Origin of the sequence: Microlunatus endophyticus (genome assembly GCF_014646195.1) — a bacterium.
In the GTDB taxonomy this organism is placed as follows: domain Bacteria; phylum Actinomycetota; class Actinomycetes; order Propionibacteriales; family Propionibacteriaceae; genus Microlunatus; species Microlunatus endophyticus.
In genome coordinates this window covers 61,777-82,677 of record NZ_BMMZ01000012.1, presented here as the reverse complement: position 1 = coordinate 82,677, position 20,901 = coordinate 61,777, and the positions used below count along the sequence as shown (strand labels likewise).

At 66.3% G+C, this 20,901-nt stretch carries 15 protein-coding genes; 7 read left to right on the top strand and 8 right to left on the bottom strand.

The window, feature by feature from the left end:
- Nucleotides 1-5 precede the first annotated feature (5 nt).
- Genes IEY07_RS19575 through IEY07_RS19560 form a run of 4 tightly spaced genes read right to left on the bottom strand, consistent with a single transcriptional unit; the run spans nt 6 to nt 3,128 of the window.
- Complete coding sequence (locus IEY07_RS19575) at nt 6-1,088, bottom strand: ABC transporter ATP-binding protein (protein ID WP_188897086.1); 1,083 nt, start codon at nt 1,086-1,088, stop codon at nt 6-8.
- Nucleotides 1,082-1,888, bottom strand: coding sequence for an ABC transporter permease (locus IEY07_RS19570; RefSeq protein ID WP_229670378.1), 807 nt, complete (start codon nt 1,886-1,888; stop codon nt 1,082-1,084). Before IEY07_RS19570 ends, IEY07_RS19575 begins: the two co-directional genes overlap by 7 nt.
- A complete protein-coding gene (gene modA, locus IEY07_RS19565; protein ID WP_229670376.1) occupies nt 1,885-2,736 on the bottom strand; it encodes a molybdate ABC transporter substrate-binding protein in 852 nt (283 codons plus the stop codon). Before modA ends, IEY07_RS19570 begins: the two co-directional genes overlap by 4 nt.
- Entirely contained in the window at nt 2,733-3,128 is a 396-nt protein-coding gene (locus IEY07_RS19560; protein WP_188897085.1) for a TOBE domain-containing protein, read from the bottom strand. Before IEY07_RS19560 ends, modA begins: the two co-directional genes overlap by 4 nt.
- An 83-nt stretch (nt 3,129-3,211) precedes the next feature.
- Between IEY07_RS19560 and purF the strand changes: the two genes are divergently transcribed.
- Nucleotides 3,212-4,675 carry an amidophosphoribosyltransferase gene (gene purF, locus IEY07_RS19555; protein WP_188897084.1) on the top strand — a complete coding sequence of 488 codons (1,464 nt, stop codon included), beginning with the start codon at nt 3,212-3,214 and terminating at the stop codon, nt 4,673-4,675.
- Between the two features lie 336 nt (nt 4,676-5,011).
- Here purF and IEY07_RS19550 read toward each other — a convergent pair whose 3' ends face one another.
- From IEY07_RS19550 to rplJ, 4 genes are all read right to left on the bottom strand, one after another.
- Complete coding sequence (locus IEY07_RS19550) at nt 5,012-8,884, bottom strand: DNA-directed RNA polymerase subunit beta' (protein ID WP_188897083.1); 3,873 nt, start codon at nt 8,882-8,884, stop codon at nt 5,012-5,014.
- 67 nt (nt 8,885-8,951) lie between these two features.
- Nucleotides 8,952-12,440 (bottom strand): DNA-directed RNA polymerase subunit beta, encoded by a 3,489-nt coding sequence (gene rpoB, locus IEY07_RS19545; protein ID WP_188897082.1) that lies wholly within the window; start codon nt 12,438-12,440, stop codon nt 8,952-8,954.
- A gap of 425 nt (nt 12,441-12,865) precedes the next feature.
- Nucleotides 12,866-13,261, bottom strand: a complete 396-nt coding sequence (gene rplL, locus IEY07_RS19540) for a 50S ribosomal protein L7/L12 (RefSeq protein WP_188897081.1) — start codon at nt 13,259-13,261, stop codon at nt 12,866-12,868.
- A 15-nt stretch (nt 13,262-13,276) separates the two neighbouring features.
- The gene (gene rplJ / locus IEY07_RS19535; RefSeq protein ID WP_188897080.1) at nt 13,277-13,921 is read right to left on the bottom strand and encodes a 50S ribosomal protein L10; all 645 of its coding nucleotides are present in this window, start codon (nt 13,919-13,921) and stop codon (nt 13,277-13,279) included.
- A 459-nt stretch (nt 13,922-14,380) separates the two neighbouring features.
- Between rplJ and IEY07_RS19530 the strand changes: the two genes are divergently transcribed.
- The 6 genes from IEY07_RS19530 (at nt 14,381) to IEY07_RS19505 (ending at nt 20,900) form a co-directional block, all read left to right on the top strand.
- On the top strand, nt 14,381-15,256 hold the full coding sequence (locus IEY07_RS19530) for an alkaline phosphatase family protein (RefSeq protein WP_188897079.1): 876 nt from the start codon (nt 14,381-14,383) through the stop codon (nt 15,254-15,256).
- Nucleotides 15,257-15,577: 321 nt separating this feature from the next.
- Entirely contained in the window at nt 15,578-16,456 is an 879-nt protein-coding gene (locus IEY07_RS19525) for a C40 family peptidase (protein WP_188897078.1), read from the top strand.
- Nucleotides 16,457-16,594: 138 nt separating this feature from the next.
- Nucleotides 16,595-17,074, top strand: coding sequence for a GNAT family N-acetyltransferase (locus IEY07_RS19520; protein WP_188897077.1), 480 nt, complete (start codon nt 16,595-16,597; stop codon nt 17,072-17,074).
- A gap of 251 nt (nt 17,075-17,325) precedes the next feature.
- Entirely contained in the window at nt 17,326-18,960 is a 1,635-nt protein-coding gene (locus IEY07_RS19515; RefSeq protein ID WP_188897076.1) for a peptide ABC transporter substrate-binding protein, read from the top strand.
- Nucleotides 18,961-18,982: 22 nt separating this feature from the next.
- Nucleotides 18,983-19,987, top strand: a complete 1,005-nt coding sequence (locus IEY07_RS19510) for an ABC transporter permease (RefSeq protein ID WP_188897075.1) — start codon at nt 18,983-18,985, stop codon at nt 19,985-19,987.
- Nucleotides 19,980-20,900 (top strand): ABC transporter permease, encoded by a 921-nt coding sequence (locus tag IEY07_RS19505; protein WP_229670374.1) that lies wholly within the window; start codon nt 19,980-19,982, stop codon nt 20,898-20,900. Before IEY07_RS19510 ends, IEY07_RS19505 begins: the two co-directional genes overlap by 8 nt.
- Nucleotide 20,901: the final 1 nt, after the last annotated feature.

Genomic DNA, 20,901 nt, shown 5'->3' with positions numbered 1-20,901 from the left:
TGCGATCACCGCGGGTAGACCTCGATCTCGGACGCCTTGACGGTCGCCCACAGCCGGTCGCCGATCGTCAGCCCGAGGTCGGCGACAGCGGCGGGCGTGACCTCTGCCACGAAGCTCAGATCGGAGGCCGACTCCAGCTCGACCCGCACACTGTCGCCGTACGGTTCCAGGCCGCGGACGACAACCGACCAGACGTTGCGCGGACTGCCGTCCGGGCGGGTGCGCCACAATGCGACCGCCGACGGCCGGAACGCGGCGAACACCGGCCCGGCCACCGGCGACGGCACGGTGATCAGCGAGCCGTCGGCGAGCCGTACGCCGTGATCAACGCCGACGCCGGGGAGCAGATTGAGCCCCGACAGTCGCGCCACATAATCGGTACGCGGTCGGCGGGCGACCTCCTGCGGCGTGCCGGTCTGGACCATCCGGCCGTTCTCGATCACCACCAGCCGGTCGGCCAGCACTGCGGCATCGGTCGGATCGTGGGTGATCACGATCGTCGCTCCGGTGAAGCCGGCCAGATGCCGGCGCAACTCCCCCCGGATCAGCAGCCGGGTGCGGGCGTCGAGCGCGGCCAGCGGCTCGTCCAGGAGCAGCAGCCGGGGCTCGGGCGCCAGCGAACGGGCCAGCGCGACCCGCTGCGCCTGCCCTCCGGAGAGCTGCTGAGGCCGCAACGGAGCAAGATCACCGGCGTCCATCCGTGCCAACCACTCCGCGGCCCGCGCCCGAGCAACGGAGCGAGCGAGCCCTCGGGTCCGCAGCCCGAAGGCGACGTTGTCGAGCACCGTCAGGTGCGGAAAGAGCAGATAGTCCTGGAAGACCACCCCGACCGGCCGCTGGTAGGGCGGCAGCCAGACCCGGGTGTCGGCCAGGACCTGTCCGTCGACCAAGATCGACCCGCGCTGGGGTGCGAGCAGGCCGGCAAGCACGCGCAGGGTCGTGGTCTTGCCGGCACCATTCGGCCCGACCAGCGCGACCACCTCACCCGGTTCTGCGGTCACCTGCAGTTCAAGATCGAAATCGCCCCGTCGGACCTGGAAATCTGCTACCAGTAAGGGATTCAGCGCCTGGTCGCGAGCCGTCACCATTGGCGTACCCAGCGATCACGCAGCAGTGCCAGCACTGCGATCGACACCGCCAGCAGCAGGACCGACAACAGCAGGGCGGCATCCGGATCGGTCTCCAGCGCCAGGTAGACCGCCAGCGGCATGGTCTGGGTGGTGCCAGGGAAGTTGCCCGCGAAGGTGATCGTCGCACCGAACTCGCCCAGCGCCCGGGCCCAGGCCAACACGGCGCCGGCCGCGACGCCGGGACCGATCAGCGGCAGGGTGACCCGCCAGAAGACGACCGCCGGTCGCGCACCCAGGGTCTGGGCGGCGTCCTCGTAGCGGCGGTCGGCGGCCCGCAACGCCCCCTCGACCGACAGCACCAGATACGGCAGGGCGACGAAGGTCTGGGACAACACCACGGCGTACGGGGTGAACGGGAAAGCGAAGCCGGTGAGCTGATACAGCGGATGGCCGAGGATCCCCGACCGTCCGAGGACGGTGAAGAGGGCCACACCGCCGACCACCGGCGGCAGCACCAGCGGGACCGTGATCAACGCCCGCAGCGCCGACCGGAACCGGCCCTGCGGTCTGGCCAGGAACCAGGCCAGCGGCACCCCGAGAACCAGAGCCAGGACGGCTGCGGCGGTCGACGTGATCAAGGACAGCCGCAGGGCCGGCCAGGCATCGCTGCCGGCCAGGATCGCGCCCGTACGCGACCACGGCGCGCGGACCAGCAGGCCGACCAGCGGCAGCACCAGGAACGCGAGCCCGATCATCGCCGGTGTGATCAACACCGCCGGCAATCCGGCCGCACGCCCGGCGCCCGCCCCGCGGCTCACGGCGCGCCGAAGCCTGCCTGCTGCAGCACCTGCTCCCCGGGCCCGGTCACGTAACCGACGAACGCGGCGGCCGTAGCGGAGTTCCTGGACTCCTTGAGCGCGACGATCGGATACTGGTTGACGACCTTCTGCGCCTCGGGAAAGGTCACGCCCTGGACCTTGTCGCCGGCCGAGGAGACGTCGGTCCGATAGACCAGGGCCGCGTCCGCCTCGTTCTGCTCCACCTTGGTCAGGGCCGCCTTGACGTCGGTCTCGTAACTGACCGGCTTGGGCGTGATCCCGGCCAGGGTGAAGACCTGCTGGGCCGCCGAGCCGCAGGGCACCTGTTTGGCGCACAGCACGGTCTTCTTCGAGCTGTCGGCGAAATCCTTCAGGCCGGTGACCTTGGCCGGATTGCCCGGCGGGACAGCGATCTCCAGCGTGTTGGTCGCAAACAGCGTCGGGCCGGAAGCGTTGCCGGCGTCGGTGACCAGCTTCATCGTCTTCTGGTCGGCGGAGGCGAAGACATCGGCCGGAGCACCCTGGTTGACCTGGGTGGCCAACGTCGCACTCGAACCGAAGGAGAAGGTGACCTTGGTGCCTGGATGGGCCTTCTCGAAGTTCTTGCCGATCGTGGTGAACGTCTCGGTCAGGGACGCGGCGGCGAGCACGGTGATGTCGCCGCTGATCTTGCCGGATGCGCTCGGGGAGGCCGCGCCCGAGGCAGTTGGACCGGAGGTCGTCCCGGACCCGCTGTCGGAAGTGCCGCCGGAACAGCCGGCCAGTGCCACCATGCCGGCCAGGCCGATCACGGCAATCGGCCCACGGATCCATCGCTTCATGATCGTCACTACTCCTGACGCGCTCATGGTCGTGGCACCTCGACCACCACCGTCGTTGCCTTCACCGATGCCACGGCCAGGACGCCCGGTTCCAGTCCCAGCTCGTCGGCCGCCTCCGAACTCATCAGGGAGACGACCCGGAAGGGGCCGCACTGCAACTCGACCTGGGCCATCACGACATCCTTGGTGACCTTGGTGACCAGGCCGGTCAAGCGGTTCCGAGCACTCTCGGCGACCTGCTGGCCGCCGGTCGGTGCCGTGGCCACCTGGGTGGCCAGCCTGGCTAGATCCGCCCCGTCTATCTCGGTCGGTCCATCCCCCGCGATCGCGGCGAGACGCCCGGAGTCGATCCAGCGGCGGATGGTGTCGTCGCTGACTCCCAGCAGTCGGGCTGCCTGAGAAATCCGATATTGCGGCACCGATCCAGCGTACGGTATCCGCGTCTGCGGCGCATCCGATGCCTCAGCCGGAGCACATCAGTCGGCTGGGTACCCTGAGCCTCATGTGCGGCATCGTCGGCATCGTCTCGACCGAACCGGTCAACCAACAGATCTACGACGCACTGCTGACCCTGCAGCATCGCGGCCAGGACGCGACCGGGATCGTCACGATGGACGACACCACGTTCCACGGATCGAAGACCCGCGGCCAGGTCCGCGAGGCGTTCCGCACCCGGGACATGCGCTCGCTGCTCGGAACCGTCGGACTGGGCCACGTCCGCTACACCACGCGCGGTGATGCCGCCAACGAGCGCGAGGTGCAGCCGTTCTACGTCAACGCCCCGTACGGGATCACGTTGGTGCACAACGGCAACCTGACCAATGTCCGGGAGCTGGCCGATGATCTCTTCCACATCGACCGCCGGCACATGAATTCGACCAGCGACACCGAGATGCTGGTCAACGTGCTGGCCACGGAGTTGCAGTCGGTGATCAGCGGGATCGAGTTGGAGCCGGAGCAGATCTTCGCGGCGGTGCGCAAGACGCACGAGCGACTCGAGGGCTCGTACGCGGTGGTGTCGCTGATCGCCGGCTACGGCCTGCTCGCCTTCCGGGACCCGTACGGCATCCGCCCGTTGATCATCGGGCGACGGGATTCGATCAGGGTCCCGGGCCGCACCGAGTGGATGATCGCTTCGGAATCGGTTGCCCTGGAGACATCCGGCTTCACCGTCGTCCGCGATGTCGAGCCGGGCGAGGCGATCTTCATCGCCGAGAACGGCGAACTGTTCGCCCGGTCCTGCGCCGATCACGCCCGACTGGTGCCGTGTGCCTTCGAGTACATCTACCTCGCCCGACCAGATTCGATCATGAACGGCATCTCGGTGTACGCGGCCCGGCTGCGGCTCGGCGAGCGGCTCGCCGACACCATCGCCCGGCAGGTGCCGGCCGGCGACATCGACGTGGTCATGCCGGTCCCCGACACCGCGCGGCCGGTGGCGATCCAGGTCGCCCGCCGGCTCGGGATCGACTACCGGGAAGGCTTCTACAAGAACTTCTACGTCGGACGTACCTTCATCATGCCCGGACAGGCGCACCGGCGGCAGAGCGTACGACAGAAGCTCAATCCGATGCCGACCGAATTCGCGGGCCGGAACGTGCTGATCGTCGAGGACTCGATCGTCCGGGGCACGACGTCGACGCAGATCATCGAGCTCGCCCGGGCATCGGGTGCCAACTCGGTCACCTTCGCCTCTGCTGCGCCCCCGCTGCGCCATCCCAACGTCTACGGGATCAACCTGCCGACGCCTGAGGAATTCGTTGCCCACAACAGAACTGTCGAGGAGATCACGAAAGACCTCGGCGCCGACCGGCTGATCTACCAGGAGATCGACGATCTCGAGGCCGCGATCATCGAGGACTCGGACGTCAAGGAGCTCGAGCTGAGCTGCTTCACCGGCGACTACGTCACCGGCAAGGTCAGCGACGACTACCTCAGCTGGGTCCGCGAGACCCAACTCTCCTAGCCGCGCCGCCTGCGTCACAACACGCCGATCAAGATCGGCGGGTGCTGGAGGTCGTCCCAGATCCATCGGACGACGATGTATCCGAGTTCACGCAGTGCGTCCTCCCGTCGCTTCTCCCGGAAGACGGCGTCCCCGGGTGACTCGCCCGCCTTCAGGAGGCGCCCTTACTTGATCTTGCCAGTGCTACATCGCCGGCCGCCACGCCGTCGACCAGCGGGACAACCCGCGCAAGATCGGGCCTCGCTCCGCCGTGGACAGGCGATCCGCACCAAAAGCCGAGATCCGCACCAGCTGCAGCTGGTGCGGATCTCGGAAGGTAGTGCGGATCGGGGGACGTTACCGGTAGTCGCCCAGGTCGAACTCCTCCAGCGGCACGGCAGCACCGCTGCCGGAGCCGAAGTCGTAGTCGAACGGGTCGTAGCCGACCATCGAGTACGCCTGCGCCCGCGCCTCCGGAGTGGGCTCCACCCGGATGTTGCGGTAGCGCTCCAGGCCGGTACCGGCCGGGATCAGCTTGCCGAGGATGACGTTCTCCTTCAGACCGACCAGGGAGTCGGACTTGCCGTGGATCGCAGCATCGGTCAGGACCTTGGTGGTCTCCTGGAAGGAGGCCGCCGACAGCCAGGACTCGGTGGCCAGCGAGGCCTTGGTGATGCCCATCAGGACCGGACGACCCGAGGCCGGGGTGCCGCCCTCGGCCACCACCTTGCGGTTGGCGGCTTCGTACGACGGCCGGTCGACCAGGTCGCCGGCGAGCAGCTCGGAATCACCGGACTCGATCACCGTCACCCGGCGCAGCATCTGCCGGATGATGATCTCGATGTGCTTCTCGTGGATATCGGCACCCTGGGTCCCGTAGACCTTCTGGACCTCTTCCACCAGGTGCTCCTGCACCTTGCGGACACCGAGGATGCGCAGCACGTCCTGCGGATCCGGGGTACCGGCGGTCAACTGCTGACCGACCGTGACGTGATCGCCCTCGTCGACCAGCAACCGGACCCGGCGGCTGACCGCGATCTCGATCTTGTCGGAGCCGTCGTCGGGAGTGATGATCAACTTCTTGGAGCGGTCACCATCCTCGATCTCGACCCGGCCGGCGGACTCGGCGATCGGCGCCTTGCCCTTGGGCTGTCGGGCCTCGAACAGCTCGACCACACGCGGCAGACCCTGGGTGATGTCGTCGCCACCCAGCACACCACCGGTGTGGAAGGTACGCATGGTCAGCTGGGTGCCCGGCTCACCGATCGACTGCGCCGCGACGATACCGACCGCCTCGCCGACGTCGACCAGCTTGCCACTGGCCAGCGACCGGCCGTAGCACATCGCGCAGGTACCGGAGGCGGACTCACAGGTGAGCACGCTGCGGACCCGCACCTGGGTGATGCCGTTGTCGATCAGCAACTTGATGTTGACATCGCCGAGATCGACACCGGCCGGCAGCAGCACGTTGCCGTCGGAGTCCAGGACGTCGATCGCCAGGGTCCGGGCGTACACCGCGGTCTCGGCATGCTCGTCGGCGACGAGGACACCGTTCGACCCCTCGCCTCCCTCCCGGGTGGCGATGGTCTTGGTCAGACCACGCTCGGTGCCGCAATCCTCCTCGCGGATGATCACGTCCTGGCTGACATCCACCAGACGCCGGGTCAGGTAACCCGAGTCGGCGGTCCGCAGTGCGGTGTCGGCCTGACCCTTACGACCACCGTGGGTGGAGTTGAAGTACTCCAACACGGTCAGGCCCTCACGGAAGTTGGACTTGATCGGCCGCGCGATGATCTCGCCCTTGGGGTTGACCACGAGGCCGCGCATAGCGGCGATCTGCCGCATCTGCACCATGTTCCCGCGGGCGCCCGAGTGCACCATCATGTAGATCGGGTTGGCCTTGGAGAAGTTCTTCTCCATCGCCGTACCGAGCACGCTGGTGGCGTCGGTCCAGATCTCGATCAGTTCCTGGCGCCGCTCGTCCTCGGTGATCAGGCCGCGGTCGTACTGGGTGTCGATCTTCTTGGCCCGGTTCTCGTACTCGGACAGGATCTCGGCCTTGTCGGCCGGGGTCGACACGTCGCCGATCGAGACCGTCACGCCCGAGCGGGTCGCCCAGTGGAAGCCGAGCGCCTTCAGGTTGTCCAGGCAGTCGGCCACCTCGACCTTCGGGTAGCGCTCGGCCAGATCGTTGACGATCGTGCCCAGCTGCTTCTTGCCGACCTCGTGGTTGACGAACGGGTAGTCGTCCGGCAGCGCCTCGTTGAACAGCGCCCGACCGAGGGTCGTCTCCAGCAGGATGGTGCCATCGGCACGCAACTCCTGACCGGCCGGCGGGACGATGTCCCGCATCCGGATCCGGACCGGGGCCTGGACGTCGATCTCCTTGAGATCGAAAGCCATCTGGGCCTCGGCGACCGAGCCGAAGACCCGGCCGTCTCCCTTGGTTCCTTCGCGATCCATGGTCAGGAAGTAGCCGCCGATGATCATGTCCTGGGTGGGCATGGTGACCGGGCGGCCGTCGGCCGGCTTCAGGATGTTGTTCGTCGACAACATCAGGATCCGGGCCTCGGCCTGGGCCTCGGCGGACAGCGGCAGGTGCACAGCCATCTGGTCGCCGTCGAAGTCGGCGTTGAACGCGGTGCAGACCAGCGGATGGATCTGGATGGCCTTGCCCTCGATCAACTGCGGTTCGAAGGCCTGGATGCCCAGCCGGTGCAGGGTCGGTGCGCGGTTCAGCAACACCGGATGCTCGGCGATGACCTCTTCCAGGACGTCCCAGACGACCGGACGCTGACGCTCGACCATCCGCTTGGCGGACTTGATGTTCTGCGCGTGGTTCAGGTCGTCCAGCCGCTTCATCACGAACGGCTTGAACAGTTCCAGGGCCATCGCCTTCGGCAGACCGCACTGGTGCAGCTTGAGCTGCGGGCCGACGACGATGACCGAACGGCCGGAGTAGTCGACGCGCTTGCCGAGCAGGTTCTGGCGGAACCGGCCCTGCTTGCCCTTGAGCATGTCGGAGATCGACTTCAGCGGACGGTTGCCCGGTCCGGTGACCGGACGGCCGCGGCGACCGTTGTCGAACAGCGAGTCGACGGCCTCCTGCAGCATCCGCTTCTCGTTGTTGACGATGATCTCCGGTGCACCGAGATCCAGCAGTCGCTTCAGCCGGTTGTTCCGGTTGATCACGCGACGGTACAGGTCGTTGAGATCGGACGTGGCGAACCGGCCACCGTCCAACTGCACCATCGGGCGCAGATCCGGCGGGATGACCGGAACGGCGTCCAGCACCATCGCGTCAGCGGCGTTGCGGGTCTGCAGGAACGCGGACACGACCTTCAGCCGCTTCAGGGCACGGGTCTTGCGCTGGCCCTTACCGGTCTGGATGGTCTCGCGCAGGTTGGCGGCCTCGGCGTCCAGGTCGAAGGTCTGCAGTCGCTTCTGGATCGCGTCGGCACCCATCGAGCCCTCGAAGTACCGGCCGAACCGGTTCTTCATCTCGCGGTAGAGGATCTCGTCGCCCTCGAGGTCTTGGACCTTGAGGTTCTTGAACCGGTTCCAGACCGCGTCCAGCCGGTCCAGCTCGCGCTGGGCCCGGTCACGCAGCTGCTTGACCTCGCGCTCGGCGCCCTCGCGCACCTTGCGCTTGGCGTCGGACTTGGCACCCTCGGACTCGAGGGTCGCCATGTCCTCCTCGAGCTTCTTCATCCGGTTCTCGATGTCGGAGTCCCGCCGACCCTCGAGCTGCTTGCGCTCGGTGTCGATCTTGGCCTCCAGCGAACTCAAGTCGCGATGCCGCGCCTCGTCGTCGACGCCGGTGATCATGTACGCCGCGAAGTAGATGACCTTCTCGAGGTCCTTCGGGGCGATGTCGAGCAGGTAGCCCAGGCGGCTCGGGACACCCTTGAAATACCAGATGTGGGTGACCGGGGCGGCGAGCTCGATATGGCCCATCCGCTCGCGCCGGACCTTGGATCGGGTCACCTCGACGCCGCAGCGCTCACAGATGATGCCCTTGAAGCGGACCCGCTTGTACTTACCGCAGTAGCACTCCCAGTCCCGGGTGGGACCGAAGATCTTCTCGCAGAACAGGCCGTCACGTTCCGGCTTCAGGGTCCGGTAGTTGATGGTCTCCGGCTTCTTGACCTCGCCATAGGACCATGCACGGATCTCGTCGGCGCTGGCCAGACCGATCCGGATCGTGTCGAAGAAGTTCACATCGAGCACAGTGTCTGTCTCTCTTATCTCTTAACTAGCAGAGGTTGGTGTTGGCTCTTGGGACTGACCGTGGCGGTCAGACTTCTTCGACTCCGAGATCGGCGCCGGGGCGACGGGAGAGGTCGATGCCGAATTCGTCCGAGGCGCGGTAGTTGTCCTCGTCGGAATCCCGCAACTCGACCTCGGTGCCGTCGCTGGACAACACCTCGACATTCAGGCAGAGTGACTTCATCTCCTTGACCAGCACCTTGAACGACTCGGGGATGCCCGGCTCGGGGATGTTCTCGCCCTTGACGATCGCCTCGTAGACCTTGACGCGGCCCGGGATGTCGTCGGACTTGATGGTCAGCAGCTCCTGCAGGGCCCAGGCGGCGCCGTACGCCTCCAGTGCCCAGACCTCCATCTCGCCGAACCGCTGGCCACCGAACTGCGCCTTACCGCCCAGCGGCTGCTGGGTGATCATCGAGTACGGGCCGGTCGAGCGAGCGTGGATCTTGTCGTCGACCAGGTGGTGCAGCTTCAGCATGTAGATGTAGCCGACACCGACCGGATCCGGGAACGGCTCACCGGTCCGTCCGTCGAACAGCTTGGCCTTGCCGTCGGAGTTGACCATCCGCTGGCCGTCCCGGTTGGGCAGGGTGTTGGCGAGCAGACCGGTGATCTCCTCCTCGCGGGCGCCGTCGAAGACCGGCGTGGCCAGGCGGGAATCGCCCGGCACGTGAGTCAGACCGACCGTACGCAACCGCTCGGCCCAGGGCTCGTCGACGCCTTCGACGTCCCAGCCCTGCTTGCCGACCCAACCGAGATGGGTCTCCAGCACCTGGCCGACATTCATCCGGCTCGGCACACCCATCGGGTTCAAGATGATGTCGACCGGGGTGCCGTCCTCCAGGAAAGGCATGTCCTCGGCGGGCAGGATCTTGGAGATGACGCCCTTGTTGCCGTGCCGGCCGGCGAGCTTGTCGCCGTCCTGGATCTTGCGCTTCTGGGCGACGTACACCCGGACCAGCTGATTGACGCCCGGGGACAGCTCGTCGTCGGACTCGCGGTCGAAGACCCGGACACCGATGACGGTGCCGGACTCACCGTGCGGGACCTTCAGCGAGGTGTCGCGGACCTCACGCGCCTTCTCACCGAAGATCGCGCGCAGCAGCCGCTCCTCCGGGGTCAGCTCGGTCTCGCCCTTCGGGGTGACCTTGCCGACCAGGATGTCGCCGGTGCCGACCTCGGCGCCGATGCGGACGATGCCGCGCTCGTCGAGATCGGCCAGCATCTCTTCGCTGACGTTGGGGATGTCGCGGGTGATCTCCTCGGCGCCCAGCTTGGTGTCGCGGGCATCGACCTCATGCTCCTCGATGTGGATCGAGGTGAGGACGTCGTCCTGGACCAGCCGCTGGTTGAGGATGATCGCATCCTCGTAGTTCAGGCCCTCCCAGGGCATGAACGCGACCAGCAGGTTGCGGCCCAGCGACATCTCGCCGCCGTCGGTGCAGGGACCGTCGGCGATCGGCGTACCGACCTCGACGCGCTGACCGGCGGAGACCAGCGGACGCTGGTTGATGCAGGTGCCGTGGTTGGAGCGCTGGAACTTCTCCAGCTTGTAGACCTTGTAGGTGCCGTCGTCCTGGGCGATCTCGACCAGGTCGGCCGAGACCGACTGGACGACGCCGGGAGCCTTGGCAGTGGTCACATCGGCGGCATCGACCGCACCGCGGTACTCCATGCCGGTGCCGACGAACGGCGCCTCGGACTTGACCAGCGGAACTGCCTGGCGCTGCATGTTCGAGCCCATCAGGGCCCGGGACGCGTCGTCATGCTCCAGGAACGGGATCATCGCGGTCGCGACCGAGACCATCTGCCGTGGCGAGACGTCGATGTAGTCGACGTCGGCGGCGTGGATCTCGTCGGTCTCGCCGTGACGCTTGCGGACCAGTACCCGCTCCTCGGTGAAGCGGCCGTTCTCGTCGACCTGGGCGTTGGCCTGGGCGACGTCGAAGCGGTCCTCCTCATCGGCGGTCAGGTAGTCGATCTGGTCGGTGACCTGGCCGTCGACGACCTTGCGGTACGGCGTCTCGATGAAGCCGAACGCGTTGACCCGGGCGAAGCTCGCCAGCGAACCGATCAGGCCGATGTTCGGGCCCTCAGGGGTCTCGATGGGGCACATCCGGCCGTAATGGCTGGTGTGCACGTCGCGGACCTCCATGCCGGCCCGGTCACGGGACAGACCGCCCGGACCCAGTGCCGACAACCGGCGCTTGTGCGTCAGGCCGGCCAGCGGGTTGGTGTCGTCCATGAACTGGGACAGCTGGGAGGTGCCGAAGAACTCGCGCAGCGCAGCGGTCACCGGGCGGACGTTGATCAACGTCTGCGGGGTGATGGCCTCGACGTCCTGAGTGGTCATCCGGTCGCGGACGACACGCTCCATCCGGGACAGGCCCGTACGCAGCTGGTTCTGAACCAGCTCGCCGACGGTCCGCAGCCGGCGGTTGCCGAAGTGGTCGATGTCGTCCTCTTCGATCACCAGGTCGGTGCCACTGGTCGACGGCAGGCTCTCCTTGCCCTCGTGCAGCGCGACCACGAACTCGATCGTGGAGACGATGTCCTCGATGGTCAGCACCTGCTGGTCGAACGGCAGGTCGACACCGAGCTTCTTGTTGATCTTGTACCGACCGACCTTGGCCAGGTCGTACCGCTTCGGGTTGAAGTAGTAGTTCTCCAGCAGGGTCTGGGCGGCCTCACGGGTCGGCGGCTCGCCCGGGCGCAGCTTGCGGTAGATGTCCAGCAGCGCCTCGTCAGCGGTGGAGGTGTGGTCCTTCTCCAGGGTCAGCCGCATCGACTCGTACTCGCCGAAACGCTCCAGGATCTGGGCATCGGTCCAGCCGAGCGCCTTCAGCAGCACGGTGACATTCTGCTTGCGCTTGCGGTCCAGCCGCACGCCGACGGTGTCGCGCTTGTCGATCTCGAACTCCAGCCACGCACCGCGCGACGGGATGATCTTGGCGGTGAAGATCTCCTTGTCGGAGGTCTTGTCGGGGGTCTGCTCGAAATAGACGCCCGGGGACCGGACCAGCTGGGAGACGACGACCCGCTCGGTGCCGTTGACGATGAACGTGCCCTTGTCGGTCATCAGCGGGAAGTCGCCGATGAAGACGGTCTGGCTCTTGATCTCGCCGGTCTCGTTGTTCATGAACTCGGCGGTGACGAAGAGCGAGGCGGCGTAGTTGACGTCGCGCTCCTTGCACTCCTCGACCGAGTACTTCGGCGGCTCGAAGCGATAGTCGCGGAACGACAGCGACATGGTCTGGGAGAAGTCCTCGATCGGGGACAACTCCTCGAAGACCTCTTCGAGTCCTGACTTGGTGTTGACGTCGGTACGACCGGCGGCCAAATCGGCTTCGACGCGGGCCTTCCACACGTCGTTGCCGATCAGCCAGTCGAAGGACCGGGTCTGCAGATCCAGCAGATTGGGAACTTCGAGGGGCTCGTCGATCTTGGCGAAAGAGATCCGGCCGGAAGTCATGACAGGAGACTTCGTACGGGTTGAGGCGGTGCGCGAGGCGGCCAAGAGTGGTCCTTCCGAGAACTCGCGGGCGGTTCGGCGGGTTGCGTCTATTCAGTTGACAGTTACAAGCTGCGGGGGCGGACCGGCTCCGGTTCGCGTCCCGATCCCACGCACGCCAAACGACCCGTGTCAAGTGGATTCAAGTGAAACGGGTCGACGGAAAGCATGGGCGAAATAACAGAGTACAACGCGAGTCGCGGATTGTAAACCCCGACGGGCACGCCGCTCAAGGACCATCCGATCCGAGTCCTCGGTGACCCGGTTCGCACGAAGTGTCACAGCTGGTGTGAGGCACCTCGGGTCCGTACGCCATGTGAGCATACTCAACCCGGGTCCGCCTGCAAGGCGAAACACCGTAAGACGAAACGCCGCTGCCGCGGCCCCGACAACGGGACCGCGGCAGCGGTGTGTGCTTCTGATTCAGATCGTCACTTGACGGTGACGGTGGCGCCGGCGGCCTCGAGGGCCTCCTTCGCCTTGTCGGCAGCGTCCTTGGCGACCTTCTCCAGGACAGCCTTCGGCGCGCTCTCGACCAGGTCCTTGGCTTCCTTGAGGCCGAGGGAGGTGAGGGTGCGCACCTCCTTGATGACCTGGATCTTCTTGTCGCCGGCGGCCTCGAGGATCACGTCGACCTCGTCGGAACCGGTGTCCTCGGCGCCGGCGTCACCGGCACCACCGGCGGCCGGGGCCGCGGCGGCAACGGCGACCGGAGCGGCCGCGGTGACCTCGAAGGTGTCCTCGAACTTCTTCACGAACTCGCTGAGCTCGATCAGCGTCATCTCCTTGAAGGCGTCAAGGAGCTCTTCGGTGCTGAGCTTCGCCATGATCGGCGTCCTTCCTTAGTTCTCGTCTGCAGCGTCTGCTGCGGGGGTGCTGTCTTCCGCAGCGGGTGCTGCAGCAGTTTCGGTGGCTTCCGGCGCCGCGGCCTCGCCGGCGGCGGCTGTGCCGGCACCCGCGATAACTCCAGGGTCTTCCTGGGCCTTGGCTTCCAGGGCAGCGATCACGCGGGCTGCCTGGCTGAGGGGGGCGTTGAAGAGGGATGCCGCACCTGCCATGGTGCCCTTCATGGCACCGGCCAGCTTGGCAAGCAGCGTCTCCCTCGACTCGAGATCGGCGAGCTTGTTCACCTCGTCGGCGCTGAGGGTCTTGCCCTCGAGCACGCCGCCCTTGATCACCAGAAGCGGATTGGCCTTGGCGAAGTCCCTCAAGCCCTTGGCGACGGTGACCGGGTCACCGTCGATGAAGGCGATCGCGGTCGGGCCGGCGAGTTGCTCGTCGATCCCCTCGATGCCCGCTTCACGGGCTGCGATCTGGGTCAGGGTGTTCTTCGTCACGGCGTAGGTGGCGTCCTCACCGAGCGAGCGGCGCAGTTCGCGCAGCGACGCGACGGTGAGACCGCGGTACTCGGTCAACACGGCGCCGTTGGAGCTGGTGAACTTGTCCTTCAGCTCCGCGACGGCGGCTGCCTTGTCCGGCCTCGCCATGGGTCTCCCTTCGGTTTCTTCTCACCCGGTCGGCAAACTGCCGCCCGGCACCGAAGCCGATGGGCCTGTCCCAAACGCCCGGAAGCGAAGCGTCCCGGAAAACAAAAACGCCCCGGGTGCGCAGGCACCGGGGCGAACTACGTCGCAAGCGCATCGGTCAGGACGCGCCCCCGTCGTGGGAGCTTCCAGTCATACCTGCGCGGGTCGTTCCGATATCGGAACTCTTCGGATCCAGACGTGCGATCGACCAGCGGTCTTCGGTAGATCCAAGCCTACGACCCCGGACGACCGCGGCCAAATCCCTCCTGATCCTCCCTGTCGGATCCCCTGTCGGATCCTCACTAGCGGCACCCAGCGTTACGCGCACGTCCATGATCTCGTACGTGACCCGTTCCGGTGCGCTGATAGGTTCCCGAGCCGGTTGAGGCGACCGCGGACACGACCGGGATGGAGCACTACATGAGCACTGACCACGTACTGGTGATCGGCATCGACGGCGTCCGCTATGACAGTGTGCGCCGGCTGCCGACTCCTCATCTCGACAGCATCGCCGAACGCGGCTTCCTGGTCCCGACCCGGGTCAACGACGCCGGACCGACCATCTCCGGCCCGAGCTGGGCGACCGTGTTCACCGGTGTGCTCGCCGACCGGCACAGGATCTTCAACAACGATTTCCGCGGCAACATGCTGGCCGACTTTCCGGACGTCCTGACGCTGGCAGGCAGGCTGCGCCCCGGCATCGAGACCTGGGTCGGCGCGGCCTGGCCGCCGCTGGTCACCGCCGACAGCGGTGGGCCGCTGTTCGCGGGCGGCGGCGTCGGCCCGGGCCTGCCGGCAGAGCACGAGCCGGACTGGAGTGAGCTGGACGAGTTGATCACTGCGCAGGCGGCGCGGTTCATCGCCGAGCACGATGGCGGTGCCGGCAGCCTGCTGGTCTGTTATCTCGGCGCACCGGACGAGATAGCCCACCGGCACGGTGTCAGCACCTTGTACGAGGAGTCGATCATCGCCTCCGACCGCCGGATCGGCCGGCTCCTGGCGGCGATCGAGGGCCGCCGGGGTGAGGACTGGACGGTGATCGCCGTCACCGACCACGGCCACGTCGACGCCGGCGGTCACGGTGGCGAATCGCCGCAGGAGCGTACGGCCTGGATCGCCGCCTGTGGGCCGGATATCAGCCCCGCCCCTGATGATGACGCCCCCGACGACACCGACGGCACCGACGGTCAGCACCACTGGCCGCAACAGGCCGATGTCGCAGCCCATGCGATGGCCACCCTGCGCGCTCCCGCGGAGGCCTGGTCGTACATGACCGGCCGCCCCTTCACCTGGTGACCAGCCTGGTGAGCGACCTGGGTGACCGCCGTTGCGCGGCCTCCGCAGGCTCATCCGTCACAGCCGTATCAGGCGCCGACTCCCCTGAGATTGACCGGCAGCGAGTACCCACCTCAGAACCAGCCGAAACCAGACAACGGGTCACTCAGCGGTTTCTTTGGAAGCTCCAAGTTTCTCCTTGAGGACCACCCGATCCATTTGCCATCGAATGTCTCGAAAAGATAACGTCCCGGACCATGCCCCACCGTCGGGATGTCGGGGCATCAACCAGCGGGATCCTCGTTCCCCGCCGGCTGTGTTCATACCGAGGGGAGTCACAGCATGCGCGCATCCGGCCCGAAGCCGGCGGCGCGGCGCGCCGACCTCAGTGCGTCGAAGCCATCCAACCAAGCCAAGGTCACACCACGCCGGGCCGCTACGCCGGTCCCCGAGCCAGGAAGTGCCTTTCTGAAGCAGGCAGGCAGAACTACTGTCGGTCTGGCCGCGGGAGCGGCGATCGTCGGCGGCCTTGTCGCCGGCACCGCCCAGCCCGCCTCCGCCAATGTCGCCCACAAAGCGCCCACCCTGCACCAGGGCGATTCCGGGGCCATGGTCGTACGCCTGCAGCGCGAACTCAGCGCCAACGGCAAGAACGTTCCGGACACCGGATACTTCGGCAGCCAGACCAAGGCACGGGTCAACGCCCTGAAGGCCAGGCACGGCTGGCGTCAGAACGGCATCGCCGGTTACCGGGTGTGGAACGTGCTGCTGCACGACGGCCACAGCGTCTCCAGCCCGTCGTTGGTCCACAAGAGCAGCACCAAGCACAAGTCGAAGGCCAAGCACGCCAAGAAGGCCAAGGTCGTCAGCTCCAAGGCGGAGCTGAAGGCACTGAAGTACGCCAAGGCCCATCTCGGTGACAGTTACGTCTACGGTGCCGCCGGCCCGCACTCCTTCGACTGCTCCGGCCTGACCATGGCGGCGTACAAGTCGGCGGGGATCAAGCTGGCACACAACTCGACCACCCAGTACCGCCAGGTCAGGCATGTGTCGAAGTCCAACCTGAGACTCGGCGATCTGGTCTTCTTCTACGGCGGGCGCAGCCACGTGGCGATCTATGCTGGACACGGCAAGGTAATTCACGCCGGAGAGCCCGGTCAGCCCATCGAATACATCAAAATGAAGTACATGCCCTACAACGGCGCTGGTCGTCCGGCCTGATCACCCCCAGCTGATCTCGCCGGCGTCCCCCCGAGGGTCCTGGGCCTGTCGATCGACCGGGTTGTCCGGTCGCCTCCGCGACAGGCTCAGGGCCCATCTTCGTCTTCGGCCCCGTGGCCATCGGTTACCGTGACCGGCATGCCGATCCGCGAAGCCACCGAAGACGACCTCGATGAGATCGTTGCTTTGATCAAGGAACTCGCCGCCTACGAGAAGGCCCCGGACCAGGCCCGCGCCACCGTCGAGGATCTGCGCGCGGCTCTCTTCAGCGAGCATCCCCGCGTCTTCTGCCGGATCGCTGAGACCGACCAGCACGAGGTCGCCGGATTCGCCCTCTACTTCTACAACTTCTCCACCTGGGAGGGCCGCCACGGCCTCTACCTGGAGGATCTCTTCGTCCGCCCCGCCTTCCGGGGCCGCGGTTTCGGCGGCGCATTACTGCGGCATCTGGCCGGGATAGCCACCACGAACGGCTTCGCCCGGATGGAGTGGTCGGTGCTCAAGTGGAACACTCCGGCGATCGCTGTCTACGACCGAATCGGTGGCGTTGCGATGGAGGACTGGACCACCTACCGGCTGACCGGTACGGCGCTGGCCGAACTCGCGAACAAGGACTGACAACGACCGGCTCGGAAGAAATCTCCGCCGTCACGCTACGGTGACGTAACAAACCTGCGATCTTGGTCGCGAGGCAGTCGTTTCCGTGCCAGATTGAGGGCCGCAGTTCTCACCGGAAGAGGATCATGTTGCCCAACCGCACTCCTGGACGACGATTCACCGTCACGCCCCGTCTTCTCATCACGCCCCGTCTTCTCATCACACCCCGTCTTCTCATCACACCCCGTCTTCTCATCACACCCCGTCTTCTCGTGAAGCGTGGCCTGGCCGTCTCGGCGGCCCTGGCCATGCTCGCCACCGCCGCTTGCAGTTCCAACAGCGGCTCCACCTCCGAGGACGGTGGGTCGGGCGACACCGCCAAGACCATCCATCTGGCGCTCGGTCAGGACGTCGACACCCTGCTGCCGATGGACTCCAGCGTCGGTGACAACATCGGCGTCCTGGACGTCGTCTTCGACGGGCTGGTCCGCTACGACGCCAAGACCGGCAAGCCGTACAACTACGTCGCCCAGAGCATCCAGACCAAAGACAACTTGGTCTGGACGATCAAGATCAAGGACGGCCTGACCTTCTCCAACGGAGAGCCGGTTGATGCGGCATCTTTCGCCCGCTCCTGGAACTACTCCGCGTACGGCCCCAACGCGATGGCGAACAACTACTACTTCAAGCGCATCAAGGGCTACGACGCCATGCAGGGCGAGACCGATGACGACGGCAACGTGACCGTCAAGCCGAAGGCCAAGTCGCTGTCCGGGCTGAAGGTCATCGATCCGCAGACCCTCCAGGTGACCCTCACCGCGCCGTTCGCCGGCTTTTCGATCATGCTCGGCTACACCGGCTTCTATCCGGCCGCCAAGGCCTGCATCGCCGACATCAAGGCCTGCACGAAGAAGCCGATCGGCAACGGTCCGTTCGTGATCGACAACTGGAACCAGGGCACCGAGCTGACCGCGAGCAAGCGCAAGGACTACAAGCTCTCCGAGACGCCGAACTACGACAAGATCGACTGGAAGGAGTACGCAGGATCCAGCTCCTGGCCGGACTTCCAGGCCGGCGATCTCGATCTCGGTGCGCCGCCGCCCGAGCAGTGGCAGCAGGCCAACAGCGATCCCGACCTCAGCTCCCGCAAGGTCACCAAGGAGACCGCAGACCTGACCTATCTCGGCTTCCCGCTCTACAAGAAGGGGCCGTGGGACAGCATCGACTTCCGCAAGGCGATCTCGATGGCGATCGACCGGCAGAAGGTGATCAACGCCGTGATCCCGGGTCAGTCGGTGCCGGCGACCAGCTGGGTCGCGCCGAACATTCCGGGCGGCAAGGCAGGTACCTGTCAGTGGTGCACGTTCAACCCGACTGCCGCCAAGGCGGCGCTGGCCAAGGCCGGCGGCTGGCCGGCCGGACAGACGCTCAACATCTACCTGGGCAAGGACGACACCTCCGAGGCGTACTTCAAGGCCATCGGCGACCAGATCACGCTCAACCTCGGCATCAAGTACAAGCTGATCCCCAGCGAGGACTTCTTCGCCGAGCGCAGCGCCCGCAAATTCGACGGCGCCTTCCGCAACAACTGGTTCCCCGACTACCCGCTGAACGAGAATTTCCTGGCCGAGGTCTACGCCAGTGGCGATCCGAAGAACGGCAACACCAACTTCGGGTACTACGACGCGGCCTTCGAGAAGGCGATCAAGGCCGGCGACGACGCACCGGACATCGACACCGCAATCACCAAGTACGCCCAGGCCGAGCAGGTGCTGGCCAAGGATTTCCCGACAATCCCGCTCGACTACTCCAACTCGGTCACCTTCTACAGTGACCGGGTGGACAACGTGGCGATCAATCCGTTCAGCGGCGCGACCGAACTCCGGCTGCTGAAGTACGTCGGCTGACCGAAGAACGCCCTGATCGATCTTGGTTTCCTACGTCATCAGGCGGGTGCTGCTCGGGCTGTTCACCGTACTGCTGGTCCTGCTCCTGCTGCACCTGCTGACCACTCTGGCGATCCAGTTGAACGGCAACCCGGCGTTGGCGTTCTTCGGTGATCACGTCCCGACCGCATCCCAGTTGCATGCCGTCGAGGTCCGCTACGGGCTGGGGGATTCCTGTTACCAGCAACCGGGAAACCCCTGCCTCGGCCCGTTCTGGCACCGGCTGTCGGAGTACGCCCACGGCGACTTCGGCACCGACCTCGAGGGCCGGCCGCTGACCGACCTGCTGGCCCAGGCGCTGCCCAACACGCTGCGGCTGTTCGTGATCGTGACGATCACCTGGTTGATCATCGGGATGTTGCTCGGCTCGGTCGCGGCGCGCTTCCGCGGCCGCCCGATCGATCACTCGATCCGGCTGACGTCGGTGCTGATCGACGCCTTCCCGGTGTTCGTGATGCTGGTTGTCTACCGCTTCATCTTCACCGTGCCGCTGACCACCTGGGCCCGCCGGACCTTCGGCTCGGACTCGATCCCGGCGCTGCTCTTCAAACCGTCCTACAGCGAGGAGCACCCGTGGCTGACCTTGATCATCCCCGGGCTCCTGCTCGGCCTGACCGGGTGTGCGCCGTTCTTGCGACTGGTCCGGGCAGCGCAGTTGGAGAACTACAACGCCGAACACGTACGGACCGCCCGCTCCAAGGGGCTGAGCAATGCCCACGTCACCGCGTACCACATCGTGCGGAACTCATCGGTCCCAGTGGTCACGGCCGTCGGCTTCGTCTTCGCCGACGCCTTGTCCGGTGCGGTGATCACCGAGGGCGTGATGAACATCCGCGGGATGGGCAACCTGCTGTGGCAGTCGGTGCAGAAGAGCGACGTCTCCGTGGTGGTCGGCATCGTCACGATCCTGTCGGTGGTGACGATCGGCGTGATGCTGCTGGTCGACCTCGCCTACGCCGCGCTCGACCCGAGGATCCGTCTTGACTAGCGCCGCCGTCGATCTGGAAGTCGTCACCGACCAGCCGGGCGGGACCTGGGCGACGGTCGGCCGGCACATGCTGCGCCGCCCCGACGTGATCCTGGCAACCCTGGTCAGCCTGTTCTTCATCGTGGTCGCCGCGTTTCCGGGGCTGTTCAGCCGGACCGATCCACAGCACTGCGACATCAGTGTCGCCAAGATCAAGCCGCAGGGCTTCGGGCATCCGCATCCCTTCGGCACCGATCCATCCGGCTGCGACGTGTTGGCCCAGCTCGCCCACGGCGCCCGCCCGTCGTTGTTGTTGGCGTTCACCGTCGTCGGGGCTTCCTTGATCATCGGGATCGCTCTGGGGCTGTTGTCCGGCTTCTACCTCGGCTGGGTGGACGCGGTCGTGTCCCGGCTGCTCGAGGTCTTCCTGGTCATCCCGCTGCTGCTGGCCGCGCTGCTGCTGCTGTCGCTGTTCCGCAACATCGACGCCGGAGACGGAGACTTCGCCACCATCGTGCAACCGGCGATCGTGCTCACCGGATTCGGCTGGATGGGCTACACCCGCTACGTCCGGGCGGCGGTCCTGGAGTCGAAGAACCTGGACTACGTACGGGCCGCCCGGGCGCTGGGCGCCTCGGACCTGCGGCTGATGTTCAGCCACATCCTGCCGAACGCCATCGCCTCGGTGACCGCTCTCGTACCGACGGCCATCGCAGGGGTGATCTCGGCCGAGGCCGTGCTCGCCTTCCTCGGAATCGGAGTCCGGCCGCCGGCGATCAGTTGGGGCATCATGATCAGCAGCGGGGCTCCTTGGTTCACCGGCGGATATCCGTACCTGCTGCTGTTCCCGCTGGGCTGCCTGCTGGCGACCGTGCTGTCCTTTGTGGTGATCGGCGACAACCTCCGTGACGCCCTCGACCCGAAACTCAAGTGAT